This window comes from Bacillus sp. 16GRE42, assembly GCF_019837435.1.
Taxonomy (GTDB): Bacteria; Bacillota; Bacilli; order Bacillales; family Bacillaceae_G; genus Bacillus_A; species Bacillus_A wiedmannii.
Window position 1 is genome coordinate 85,924 of record NZ_JADAXF010000006.1, and the last position, 14,023, is coordinate 99,946.

At 34.6% G+C, this 14,023-nt stretch carries 9 protein-coding genes; 3 read left to right on the forward strand and 6 right to left on the reverse strand.

Annotated features, from left to right (window positions below; all coding sequences use genetic code 11):
* Positions 1-114 precede the first annotated feature (114 nt).
* The 6 genes from ILS93_RS24710 to ILS93_RS24735 form a co-directional block, all read right to left on the reverse strand.
* Positions 115-1,086: a phosphotransferase enzyme family protein gene (locus ILS93_RS24710; protein WP_064477092.1), complete on the reverse strand. Its 972-nt coding sequence runs from the start codon at positions 1,084-1,086 to the stop codon at positions 115-117.
* Between the two features lie 23 nt (positions 1,087-1,109).
* Positions 1,110-1,796 carry a CPBP family intramembrane glutamic endopeptidase gene (locus ILS93_RS24715; RefSeq protein WP_064477166.1) on the reverse strand — a complete coding sequence of 229 codons (687 nt, stop codon included), beginning with the start codon at positions 1,794-1,796 and terminating at the stop codon, positions 1,110-1,112.
* 202 nt (positions 1,797-1,998) lie between these two features.
* Entirely contained in the window at positions 1,999-2,598 is a 600-nt protein-coding gene (locus ILS93_RS24720; RefSeq protein ID WP_064477093.1) for a TasA family protein, read from the reverse strand.
* Between the two features lie 258 nt (positions 2,599-2,856).
* Entirely contained in the window at positions 2,857-7,098 is a 4,242-nt protein-coding gene (locus ILS93_RS24725; RefSeq protein ID WP_222661569.1) for a S8 family serine peptidase, read from the reverse strand.
* A gap of 390 nt (positions 7,099-7,488) precedes the next feature.
* Positions 7,489-8,130 carry a response regulator gene (locus ILS93_RS24730; protein WP_000590680.1) on the reverse strand — a complete coding sequence of 214 codons (642 nt, stop codon included), beginning with the start codon at positions 8,128-8,130 and terminating at the stop codon, positions 7,489-7,491.
* A 1-nt stretch (position 8,131) separates the two neighbouring features.
* Complete coding sequence (locus ILS93_RS24735) at positions 8,132-9,955, reverse strand: GAF domain-containing sensor histidine kinase (RefSeq protein WP_154131414.1); 1,824 nt, start codon at positions 9,953-9,955, stop codon at positions 8,132-8,134.
* A 352-nt stretch (positions 9,956-10,307) separates the two neighbouring features.
* Here ILS93_RS24735 and gerKA point away from each other — a divergent pair, with 352 nt between their 5' ends.
* The 3 genes from gerKA to gerKC are packed head-to-tail and all read left to right on the forward strand — an operon-like array spanning position 10,308 to position 14,002.
* Complete coding sequence (gerKA, locus tag ILS93_RS24740; protein WP_098103384.1) at positions 10,308-11,810, forward strand: spore germination protein GerKA; 1,503 nt, start codon at positions 10,308-10,310, stop codon at positions 11,808-11,810.
* On the forward strand, positions 11,791-12,897 hold the full coding sequence (locus ILS93_RS24745) for a GerAB/ArcD/ProY family transporter (RefSeq protein WP_088046980.1): 1,107 nt from the start codon (positions 11,791-11,793) through the stop codon (positions 12,895-12,897). Before gerKA ends, ILS93_RS24745 begins: the two co-directional genes overlap by 20 nt.
* Positions 12,878-14,002 (forward strand): spore germination protein GerKC, encoded by a 1,125-nt coding sequence (gene gerKC / locus ILS93_RS24750; protein WP_064477098.1) that lies wholly within the window; start codon positions 12,878-12,880, stop codon positions 14,000-14,002. The genes ILS93_RS24745 and gerKC overlap by 20 nt, the downstream gene beginning before the upstream one ends.
* Positions 14,003-14,023 lie beyond the last annotated feature (21 nt).

Here is a 14,023-nt window from a genome sequence, read left to right on the forward strand (position 1 = left end):
ATTATAAGTGTATACTGAATCTAGGACAATATTATTTTAATAAAGTAAACATATTTTTGTATAAAAAAACAAAGTATATATTTGTTTTATATACTTTGTTTCGAATTAAATGTATTATATATTCACAATTGCTTCTCTTTTTATAATTCTTTCATATAGCTCTTCTGATAATTCTCGGAAGTTATCTGGCATATCTTTCCCCTTAAACTTCTTTTGAAGTGTACCGTATAAACCAACATCACGTAGACGTAAAAACAACGGTAACGATTCATACCAACTATCCGCCAGTCTGTGCTCATGCTCATAGCCTTTTCGTAACACTTGTAGCTGTTTACGAGCAAAGTCTGTCTTCTCTTCCGCTGTCCATGGTGTAAATAGAACAGAGTAATAGAGAACCATCGCTAAATCATGTATAAAGTAATTATAAGCCGCATCATCAAAATCAAAGATTGTTAGCTCTTTACCATCATAATGAAAATTACCGGGATGGATATCACCGTGCATAAGGCCGAACGTTTCTCTTTCAATTGGAAGAACCTTTATTTCATCCATTAATACCGCTGCAATCTTTTTCACTTGATCATCTTCTAATTCATTAACAATCCCACTTTCGTCTTCTTCCCACGTATCACGATAGTCTGTTTTAGGATAGCTCATTGTTAGGCGATGCAGTTGTCCAATCGCTTTTCCCCATGCTTCAAAATAATCATCTCCCCAATAAGGCGATCCTTCCCCTTTTACTTGCTCACCTTTTGCATATGTAAATAAAGAAGCAAAAAAGAAAGTGCTATCTTCCGCTCCAATTTCTTCTACAAGATTTTGAGAAGTTGAGTTAAGAGGTCCTGCTACCTTTGCCCCATGCTCCGCAACATATCGTAAAAAATCTAGTTCAGCTTCAACTTCTTTTTTAGAGCGATGCGAAGAATGCGTTAAACGTAATACATAGTCCTCATCATTATCTCCCTTCGCCTTAAAAATATAATTTTCAAAATCTCCAAGCGGCTTCTCTTCCACTGTTACATGAAATGCCTTTGCCGCTCTTCTTAAGATCTCTTTCGTAAAAACACGTTCTACAGCTATTTCCATATGTATCCCTCCTATATATCTTCTTAATTCGACATAAATGTGAGAAGTACTGCTATAAAATTGAATAATGCGTGGGCAATCATAGCTGATAAAATAGAATTTGTTTTCTCATATAACCACGCAAATACTACTCCACTAAAAAAATTCACTGGTAATGTGTTATATGTTGGAATATGAACAACGGTAAATATTATGGAACTTATAAGCACTCCGCCCCATATACCATATTTATCACGAAAAAACGTATAAAAAACCCCTCGATACAAAATCTCTTCATAGATTGGTGATATAACTGCTGCTCCAATTACCGCGATACAGAATGAATATATTGATTTATCATTTTGGACCGTTTCTGTTTTACTATTTTCAAAAGAAATACCCATTTTCTCCATTATCATTAATACAGCAATACTAACTACAATTAAGAAAATAACCGCTCCAAATGTCCATAAGAAATCTTTCCATGAAAGCTTCCGAATTCCAATATCTCTCCACGAGATCTTATATCTTTTTATACAAAAAAGATAAACTACAGTAGTAAATATCACTGCCATTATAAATCCCATTAATACTCCAGCATATAATGAGTTCCCTATTATTTTTAAAGCATAGTCATAAAAAAGAGATTCAACAGTTACTGGAACAATAATAAATACAAACACAAATAAATATAAAATTTCTTTCCATCCCCACATACTTTTCAAAATTATATACACCATCCCTCTACTCCTTGTTTCCTTAAGTATAAAAGATGACGTAACGTAACTTTCAAGCTTATTTTTTTTCAAATAATCCAAGCATAATTTTCTCTCAAAACACAAAAAAGGTTGATTCACTAAATCAACCCTTACACTATTAAAAATTTTATTTCTCAATTCTTCATCAATTTATTCTTATATATAACATTTATCTTTATCTCTCTTCACCTTTTGTCTGCATTGAATTGAAAGTCCAATTTAATTTTAATGAATCTCCTTGAAATACATTTTGCTCTTCATTGCTATCTACAAATGTGAACATTACATAGAAAGTATCATCATTACCAGGAGCAAGTCCATTTCCTTCTCGGTCTACAACACCTTTTTGTACAAGATCAGGAATACTTCCGTTTTGCGTAGCTACCTTTAATTCAGATAATGTAGTAGACCAAATTGGAACCTCATTTTTATCCAAATTCCATAAGAAATCGACACGGATATGATCACCAAAATCAGCACTTCCATTATCTCCTTTAGCATCGATTACACTATAATCTGTAAGAAGTTTCACGTCTCCTATCGCTAAAGTTCCTTTGTTAACTAATTGAAAACCGCGTTCCATTTCATCACCTGGTTTAATATTGTCGACATTAATAACAACTTCAGGATTAACACTCAAATCTAAAGTACCCGCTGCAAACGTGTTTTGTGATACTTCCTTATCACTAAAATACGCATATGTCCCCCCGCCAATTAAAGATAAACCAAGCCCTGCAGTTACAACACCCATACCAAGTTTTTTCTTAATACTCATTTCACAAGTCCCCCTATTTTTAAAGTTCAAACTCCAAACCTTATTTCCATCCCACAAACAATACTAATTAAACAAATAATATTCCCCATAACGAAACCTAACCAACGTTAAACTATTTACTTCATGTATACAAATAACTATCACTTTAAGAATAGCCGGTAATGTTACATCGAATCATTACCGGTCCATTGTTAGTAAATCCTATTTAATTCTATACTCATTGTTTTATCACTTAGTTTACTCTAGAATTGTGCCCACTTATTTTTTTGGCTCTAATCCAATGGAACGTAAGATTTTATCTAACGTCACTGGCCCTACATTTTCTTTCGGTTTCTGATTTTCTTTGGCATCTGGACCCTTTTTCAAGAAATTCTTCTCAATAAAACGAATATCTGTTTCATTTACAACACCATCTTGATTGACATCTCCATCTTTTACAGCCACTTTTCCTTTTTCATATGAAAGAGCTGCTATTCTAGCATCTTGAATATCTACCATTCTATCGCCGTTTACATCACCTGCAAGGCTGTCATCCATATCAGCTCTAAAGTTTTGTCCCACTAATTCTCCATCCTGCATTTTCCCTATTTTTGTAGTTAATTTACTATTTAAATGACCTGGCATTTCTACGAAAATATTATATTCTGTATCACTTACTGGAACACTATGAATTTCAAATTGCCCATTATCATCAACCGTTCCTGTATATTTCTTTCCATCCTTACCAACTGCATACACTTTTGCTCCTAGTTTTGTGTAGTCATTCTTACCTAAATACCCCTCTTCAGTTAAGAAAGCTTCTGGTCCAATATATCCTGTAACCATTGCATGTTTCGAAATAATAGAAAAGGATTTATCTTTAAACACAGGAATCTCAACGCCTTCTGATGCACCTGTTTTTGTATAAGAGAATTTATCTACTCCAAATGCTGTTAAATTATTAAAATACTCGTCACTCGTCATCTCAAATGTAACATCTACAAATGGTGCGTCTCCATCTAGACCTTTAAATTCTGTTCCTTCTAAAGATGCACCAACTTTCACCTTGTTTTCCCAGTTTTCTTCTTCATTTATCACTGGATCTTCTAATTTAATATTTAATCCATGTTGTTTTGCATATTCTGCAAGTGCTGGGTTTGGTTTAACATCTACAAATTTAAACAACTGTTTACTATAAGGAATCTCAAATGTACCTGACATAAGTTGTTTCACATTATTAAGATTTAAAGTTAATGTAATTTTTTCTCCTAGTTTAACTTTATCCTTGTCATAGCTTGGGACAGCGTATTCCGTTCCCTCTTTAACAAAGACATAATCTTTAAATCCATTTACCATATTTGATGCAGTTGCAAGATCATATCCAAATAACCTTAAATTAAGCGGTTCATTGATTTCCTCTGGAAGTACACCAAATTTAAAATCACCATTGGCTTGAATTGTATTCAACCAACCTGACGGAAAAGCAGAGTTTTGGTAATATACAATTTCATTAGTTTTTTGGTCATACTGAAGGCCTTTTGCCTTTAATACATCTATCGTAGAATCATAAATGTTACCATGTACCCATAATGCACGCTGACCATCTTCTTCTTTGAACATAGATTCATTTACCTCATGAACGCCAGGTTTTACATCGGTAAATTTCATTTCAGGTTTGATATTATCAATAATTACGCTATCTCCTTTTGTATAAGGTTTCCCTTCTTTGTCATATCCAATGAAATCAAGTTGGTAATCTCCATCAGGCAACGTAACTCGCTTGTCTCCAATTGGATGATTTGGATCTCCTGTAAACGGGAATACATAGCCACCCATACCATCGAACATGATATATTCAATATTTGGTGTTAGACTGCTAGCATTAATTGTCCCCACAATTCCTAATGCCTTTCCTGTTTTTCGATCCTTCACCACTGCATCGATAGTTTCAAGTGGACTGTTCAATTTAAATGTCAGCGGTGAACTCGGCCTTTCCATAAATGGATGGAAGTTAGATGTATCTGTTGCCATTGCATCTCTCAGCAAATCTACAGATTCAATTCCTTTTTCTGTGAATTTAACTGCAAATGGCACTTGATATACTTCTTTTTCATTTTTTTTATTTGAAATATGAATATATCCCTCATATCTACCAAATTCAGCGTTTTCTGGAATGATAATTTCAGGGCTAATTTCCCCTGATGTACTAGGAGCTACTTTAATAGAATCTTGTACGTTCAGCTTCACACCATTCTTCGCTGCATCTTGCACACCTACACTTGTTGTTGAAAACTCTACTTCTAATTTAAACTCTTTCTCGTCTGTTTTATTGCTGTTCTTAATTAAGACTTTTCGACTATCTTTAATAGGTCCATTTCCCAATTGGTTTTTATACCCGAATGCAATAGACCCTGTTTTTTCTTCAATTTCTACTTCTTCATCATTTACAACGTTTGATGTTTTATCGATAACCTCGATAGCTGTATCTGCATGAACTGCACGATACGCATCAATTCGGCCTGATCCTACCTCAAATACAGAGCGTGCCTCTTTTAAGTCAACTGCAGTATTCATAAGCGCTTCTTTTACTTCAAACGGACTATAGTTTGGATGTTCTTGTAAAATGAGTGCCGCCACCCCCGCTGTATGAGGAGTTGCCATAGATGTACCTGACATACGTCCATACGCTACCGGATAATTTTCTCCATCCTTTGGATCATTAATATATTCAGGAACAGTTGAGAAAATAGAAACACCTGGCGCTACAATATCCGGCTTAATATCATCTGTTTTACTTGCAGGACCGCGAGAGCTGAAATCAGCTAAGTGATCTCCTTCTGTTTTTGTGTTACTCAGTTCTCCAAATGTTAAAGAGACATCTCCTTGGACAGCTTTTGCTTGCAATTTCTCACCATCTGCCTTTGTTAAGCGGAACGATGGAATAGATGAAGTACTTTCCCCAAGGTAACTTGTAATTTCACCATCTACATTGTTATATACAATTACCGCCTTTGCACCTGCTTCCTTAGCATTTTTAATTTTTTCATCGAATGTAATCTCACCGCGCTGGATGAGCGCTAACTTTCCTTGTACATCTTTCCCTTTAAAATCATCTATTTTCCCAAGACCTGTATATACAACAGATAATGATTGACCTTTCAAATCTTCAATCTTATCAGTAAAGCTTTTTCCAAGTAGCATCATTTTATCCACATGTAAATCAGCTGCATCGGCGGAAAATGTCGGGATAGTCATCGCAGCGTCACTTGCTCCAACTGTAATTGGAAGTGCTGCTGCACTAGGTGATCCAAGGGTACCTTCTTCTGGACCACTATTACCTGCCGCTACTACTGTAACAACACCAGCTAACGTCGCATTGTTTACTGCAATAGAAGTAGGATATAAAGGATCATTAATAGACGCACCTAATGATAAATTGATAACGTCCATATCGTCTTTCACTGCTTTATCAATCGCAGCAAGAATACCGCTTGTTTGTCCACTTCCATATGGACCTAATACACGATATGAATATAAATCTACATCCGGAGCGACTCCCGTAACTGCATAATCCACACTATTCTTTTTGTCTGCAGCAATTGTCCCAGCTACATGAGTACCGTGGGATGTATAGTATGCACTTCCATCATAAATTTCAGGATATCCTCCAGAATTTTGCCAATCCTTATACGTTGTCTCCATTGGATCAGCATCATTATTAACAAAATCCCATCCTTTTATTGAGTTCGGATCTATTTTGCTTGCATCTTCACCTTGCTTTGCACGATACCCTTTATAAGCATCTTTTAAATCAGGGTGGTTATAATCAATACCTGTGTCCAGTACACCTACCTTAATTCCTTTTCCTGTTATTTTTTCATCATGCAGCTTGTCCACACCAATTTGTGGTACACTATCTGCCATTTTGGGTTCGGCAGCCGTCTTAGCTGTTTCTTTCGGTAAATCAATTTTGACCTCACGATCTTCCCATACACGCTTAACAATACCAGTGCGAACTAAATCTTCGATCATATTCGCAGGTAACGACATTGCCACACCATTAAAAGCATTCTTATATTCTCTTGTTATTTTGGCAGTTTTAAAATCCGGCCCCTTATCTTTCTTTTTTTGAAGCTGTTCAAGCTCAGTTTTAAATCCTTTATGCGATGCTTCCACCTTTTGTTCTGCAGTTGAAAGAGCTATTTTTTTCCCTTTAGCTGCTTGTTTTAACATCTCGATTTTGCTAGGTGCTTGCTTAAATTCTACAATCACATTCACATTATCAGGACTTGCTGTATTAATGCCTGGTGAAATAACAAAACCAGGTTTTGTATCTAGTGTTTTTAAAGCATTACGTTGTTCCTTTGTAAGTCCTTTCAATATAGAACTTGCATCATCAATTCCAGTTAAAGTAGATGTATTTACTTCTTCTGCCAATACGTTATATGGAATTCCTTGAGACATTAACATACCAACAGTTAGCGTTCCGATAAGTATTCTTCCGAATTTCCCCTTCTTCATAGCGCATCTCCTTATTATTAAAATTATTTTTTCTAAAATAAATCTTCTGAGCTCCTATGTAGCATTGGCAATTCTATCAACCTTGGATCTATTTAAAAGGATCAAAAATCTCCAACACTACTACCGCCATCCCCACACTTCTAATCTTCTTTCTATAAAAGCCCCCATAAATTGTTTCCAACTACAATGATTTACAACATGAATTATTAGTAGCTTTAAGCAATAATTCTATTTTTATTATTCCACATTCTAACTTTTCTGAAAATTAAACGAAAGGCGTATCTTTTTTCTAATGATTCTATGTCTACATAGTACAAAAGAACTATCTTGCTCTTTATTCTTTGTAATATAGAATAAAGAAACACGATAGTTCTTTTAAACATCTCTTATTTAATCCAACGGAACCAATTGATTTCGAACAGCATAAATCACCGCTTGCGACCGACTTTTCACATTTAGTTTTTTAAAAATTTTATTGATGTGAATTTTAACTGTTTTATCACTAATATACAGAGCTTCAGCAATTTCTTTATTACTAAGTCCTTTTACTAATTCAAAGAGAATTTCCTTTTCACGTTCCGTCAGTTCATTTTCATTTGATTCTACTTTCATTTTTTGCTGATGATATGTAATTAATTTTTTAGTCATACGCGGATGAATAACTGAATCACCTCGATATAACATCCGAATTGCTGCTACTACCTGCTCCGATGATGAATCTTTCAATAAATACCCATCAGCACCAGCTTGGAGTGCATCCATTAAATACTCATCATGCTCATACATTGTAAACACAAGTACTCGGCAATTCGGATAATTTTTTTTCACCAACTCTGTAGCTTCAATACCATTTTTCCCAGGAAGATTAATATCCATCAAAATACAATCTGGTCTGCATTCTTCTACTTTTTCCAATACTCCGTCCCCAGAGCTAGCTTCTCCAACCACGTTCATATCAGATTCATCCTCTAGTATGCTCCGAATTGCGTCTCGTAAAAAAGCATGATCATCCACTACTAATATTTTAATCATTTTACGCACCCCTTGTTTGTGAATCTGGAATTAATAGTGTAATTTCTGTCCCTTTCCCTACAGAACTATCAATCTGTAAAGTAGCCCCTAATTGTTCAGCTTGTTCATTCATATGTAATATACCATAATGTGGCTCATTCTTCGTTTTAACCATAGACTCAAATAGTGAAAAACCAACCCCATTATCCTTAACCCTTAAAAGCACGTGCTCACTTTGATAGCTAAGTAAAACATCAGTCTTGTCTGCTTGTGCATGTTTTACAATGTTTTGCAAACTCTCTTGTAATGTATCAAAAATAGCTCTTTCTTTTGAAAAGCTAAGTGCACGTGCATGACCTCTTTCATGATATGTAATATCTAGTTCATATTCTTGTTTTAAAGACTTTATTTTACTTGCTATCGCCTGCTTTAGCCCTAATTGTTGTGTCGGATATGGTTTTAAAGCATAAATAGAATAGCGAACTTCTCCTAAGCTTCCTCTTAAATCTTTTATACTTTTCTCTACTATTTGTTGCATATCTATTGGTTTATCACGATATTTTTTCTGTGCGGATTCTAGTTGATATATCACCCCTGCCAATGTTTGCGCAATACCATCGTGAATTTCGCGTGCGATTCTATTTCTTTCTTCTAAAATCATTCTTTTTTCCTGTTCAGAAATCAATATCCTTGTTTTAACTACGTTAGCTAATTGATTAGAAAACGTAGCTAAAGACTGTACATCTTCCGGGAAAAAACCCGCAGTTCTACTTTTTCCTGCAACAAACATTCCGACTAGTTCATCATTTACAATAAGAGGAAAATATACAAGGGAGCGTATGACACTATCAAATATTTCATCTCCAGGAGCCGTACCAGTTTTCCAATCATTAAACACAAGATTTTTAGAGATTCCCTCAAACTTTTCCGAATGATCAGAAATATCGAAACGGACTTTCCCATCTTTTAATAGAAGATTCCAGTTTCCATCATCTTTTGTCCATATTCCATATGCTTGTATGCCAAAAAAACCTTTAAGTGCTTGTTTAATATGTTTCAGGTTCCCTCCGGTTAGTCCACGACTAATTTCTGTCGTAATAAGAAACAGCTCATATAATCGTTCCTTCTCCATCCTTATCCGTACAGAAAAAGAGCTAATAACTGAAATTGCTACAAGTGGAAAAAAGAAAAAAAGTACTGTAATCTCATTTACTTCCACACTATATTTACTAATTAATACATGCATCAAGGCCGCATAAGAGAAACCAAAAGTTTCGCAAAGGAATACCGTTACAGTTTTTTTATACCACTGATAGATTGAATATGGCTGTGGAAGGAGTATCATTAACAAATCGTAAAAGCGGTTGTTGAAAAAACAAAAAAACACGCAAAATAATAACAAAGATATTAAATTTTCATACAGAACTGACATATCTATATTGTTAATTAATAAGTGCATACATTTATTTGAAAACCATTCGGCCAAGATCAAGCTAAGCGCATGCTGAGTACTATTAAATAACATTCTTTGTATTGGTGAACGACGATGCAGGTGAATGATTAACGTTACGAGTACAATAGCAATAATAGTTATATGGATTCCAAACTGCCAACTCATAGCGTAAATTATGGGAAAGGTAAGCGAGCTCGTTCCTCTCCAAAATCGTACAGGAAAATACTCTGCAATCCCCATAAATATTAATAACAATATTAGTATTGTTGAATGAGAAGGGATTTTAATTTCAAGTAAAGATATAGTTATAGTAATCAAACCAAGAAAAGAAATAAAATAAAGATAAGAACTAGCAATCTTTTCTCTTATAAAAATAAAATTTACATCCTTCAAAACAACCCCTTCTTTCTTTATAAAACTTCATTTTCTCTATTATCCAATAAAAAACCGGCACTGGCAAAATGGAAGAACCTCCACTAGCCAATCACCGGCTGTGTACTGCACCTAAAAAGGCAAGACACAATACTATTATTATAAATCGCTTTTCTTAAATTTCATATTCATCGAATGATGTAATTATACATACCGCTAGGTTTACCCACTTATAGTACAAAAGATATATATTAATATCGCAAATACATACTTTCTTCCCATCACCCTACCTTTTCCAAATAAACCAAGCATAATTTTCTCACAAAAAGCAAAAATTAACAGAAATAATTCCTATGTAAAGGAGATGGAAAGTATGGCCGAACAGAAGAGTTCACAACAAGATAATAGCAAAAAGCATATGTTTCCATCACTTCCGGAGAACATTAATTACATTGAAAATAAACTTTTCCATTCTGATGATATAAAAAAATTAGATCTCCCTTTTCAAAACGGAAAAGGAACGATCTTATATATCGAATCTTTATCAGATCCAAATTTAATGCATCAATTAGCTCTTGAGCCATTATTAACGCGGTCTGATTTGTCTTTAGATAAAGCTTTTTCCACATTAAATATGAAAAAAGAAACAAATTTAAATTATGGTGTACAGCTTTTATTACAAGGTAAATCCTTATATTTTCATGAACAGGTCGACAGTTTTTGTATTTTCGAAACGGCTTTATCTTTAAAGAGAGATATAACAGAACCTGATAATGAAGGCATTGTACGTGGACCGCATACTGGTTTCGTAGAAGATTTAGCAACCAATTTAGCTTCTATTCGTAAACTCATAAAAAGTCCAAATGTCGTCGTTAAATATTTCACACTTGGTGAAGAAATGCACACGAAAGTGGCAATTGCTTATATGCAAAATATAGCGAATGACGATTTAGTTGCAGAAGTGAAAAGAAGATTAGAAACAATTAAAACGGACGCACTTATGCCTCCCGGATACATACAAGAATTTATAGAGGATACGTCTTTCTCACCCTTTCCGCAACAATTAAATACAGAGCGTCCAGATAGAGTCGCAGCAAATTTAATGGAAGGACGAGTTGCTATTTTATCTGATGGAGATCCAACTGCACTTATCGTTCCTGTTACGTTATTTGCTTTCTATCAATCACCAGATGATTATAATAACCGCTGGATTGTCGGTTCTTTCATCCGAATGATTCGCTTAGTCAGTTTCTTGATTGCCTTTCTCTTGCCCGCTATATATATCGCAACAGTTGCTTTTCATCCTGATGTGTTGCCGCTCGAACTTGTTTATACGATTAAAGCTTCATTAGAAAAAGTGCCACTTCCTCCTATTTTTGAAGCTCTCTTAATGGAATTAATCTTTGAATTATTACGGGAAGCTGGTATTCGCTTGCCGAGCCGAGTTGGACAAACAATCGGTATTGTAGGTGGTTTAGTAATTGGTGATGCAATTGTAAAAGCCGGTCTCGTTTCTTATACAATGATTATCGTTGTAGCTTTAACTGCAATCTCATCTTTTCTTGTTCCATCAAATGATATGAGTTCCGCAGTTCGGATTCTTCGTTTTCCGTTAATGCTCCTTGCTGCCATATTCGGCTATGTAGGAATATCATTCGGTCTCATTATAACTTTCGTTCATTTATGCCAGTTACATTCATTTCATACCCCATATCTTTCTCCTGTTGCTCCGATGCGGATAAAAGATATGAAAGACTCTTTTGTACGACTACCAATTTGGTCGTTTTGGGAACGACCACATGATTCAAAACCGAAAAAAATGCAACGACAACATGTAACGAGAGAGGATGAGAACGGTGACAAACACGCAAAGTAAAATTTCACTTGTTCAATTTACCTTTTTCGTTATTCAATGCCAAATCGGAGTTGGTATACTTTCTCTACCAAACCGTCTTCACCCAATAGCGAAAGGTGGCGGATTGATTTCTGCTCTCATCGCTGGTCTTGCAATTCAACTTATTATTTTACTTATGTGGCTTTTCTTAAAACGATTTCCTGATGCAGATATGTATGAAAGTGTTTGTATGCTATTTGGGAATAAGTTTGGAAAACTATTAGGTTTTGCTTATGTTTTTTATTTTACCCTTATCGGTATGACGGTTATGTTAAATGCTTGTAATGTCATTAAAGTTTGGATATTACAAGCAACTCCTTGGTATGCCACCCTCATGCTATTTACAATAGCTTGTTGTTACATAGCTTATAATACGTTCAAAGTCATCGTACGGTTTTACGTCATGGCTTCTATTCTCATTTTACCAATGGCTCTTTTAATTGCCCTAGGGCTTACACGAGCTGATTTTTCTTACATTTTTCCAATTACAGAAGCCGGATGGTGGAATATTATTCAAGCATCAAAAGAAACCATTACAGCTATGTATGGTTTTGAGATTATTCTTATCGCTTTCCCAAAAGTAAACGGGAGTTCTGTGGCAAAACTGAAAGCAATTTCTATCGCTAATGGATTTGTAACTCTTTTTTATACTTTTACTGTTTGGATTTGCTTTATCGTATTTAGTCCAAAACAAGTTGAACTTATTCCAGAGCCAGTTGCTTACTTATTGCGTTCTCTACATATTGGGATTATAGACCGAACCGATTTACTATTCATCCCAATATGGATGATAACTGTTGTAGCTTCTATTGCTAGTTATTACTGTGCTGCTTCTATAGGAATTGGACATATCTTCAATCTGGCTAATCATAAAAAGGCTGTTCCAATCGTTGGTATTATTGCTTTTAGTGTAGCCCTATTTATAGATACACCTGAAGAATTAAAAGTAATTGCAACTTTTACTGATAAGTTCACGTATATTTTCATAGTTGTCCTCCCTCTTTTATTTCTACTTTATTCAGTAATAAGGAATAAGAAAGGAGAACAGTATGTTCCAAAAAAGAGTTAAATTACTTTTTATATTATGTACTAGTGCATTCCTTTCTGGCTGTTGGGATCAAGAACCATTAAGAGAAGCGAGATTAGCTTATAGCATTGGATATGATATTACGGAAGAAAATAAACTTCAGCAAACGCTTGAACTCGTAAAAAGTTCAAGCGGAGAGCAATCTTCATTCGAGAATGAAATACATTCAGCAAACGGGCATAACATAAGGGATACAAGCGATGCCCTAAAAAAAAATGTGACTGGGAATATTCGCTATTTTAAATATGGTGTTCAATTACTAGGAACCAAAATTCTAAAAAAAGGTATACTCCCCTATTTAGATGTCAGCTTTCGGGACCCAACAAACCCAACTGCTTTAGTAAAACTTATTGCAGTAGATGGTGAAACATCCGAGATACTAGAAAAAAAGAAGGTAGGAAATTTACTAATTGGAGATTTTCTAAAGAAAAAAGTGAAAAGCTTAGAAGATATGAGTGTATTTCCAAAAGAAACTTTAGAAACAGCTGCTACAAAAATGTTAGATCCAGGTAAAGACTTTACCCTCCCTTCTATAAAAATAAAAGGAAAAGAAGTAATTACAAACGGGTTAGCTTTATTTAACAATGATAAATTAACTGGGCATTTACCTTTGAAACAATCTATTTTATTCGTATTATTAACCGGAAAAATGGGAACAAGTGCCCGTATAACCCAAAAACTTACTAGCGATGAATCAGAGAAGACATCTGATTATTTAACAATGGAAGTTAGTAATCGAAAGTTAAAGCGAGACTTAAAAATAACAACAGATAGAAAAGGAAATGTATATGCTCACATTAAGCTTCAACTAAAAGTTATAGCCCTTGAGGCTCCAAGAGATAATATTTACAAAATGGAAGAAAGAAAAAAATTAAATGAAAAATTATCTAAACAACTTACAAAAGAAGCAAAACAAATAACGAACAGGTTACAAAAAGCAAATTGTGATGCTTTCGGTATCGGAAGACATCTTATCGCATATCATCCTGACTTATGGAAGAAAAAAAATTGGAATAAAGATTATGCAAAAGTAAAATTTAAACCGGAAGTAGAAGTAAAGATTTTATATAGCGGCGTTTTAAAATAAAAAGGTTGGATACCCGCCGGC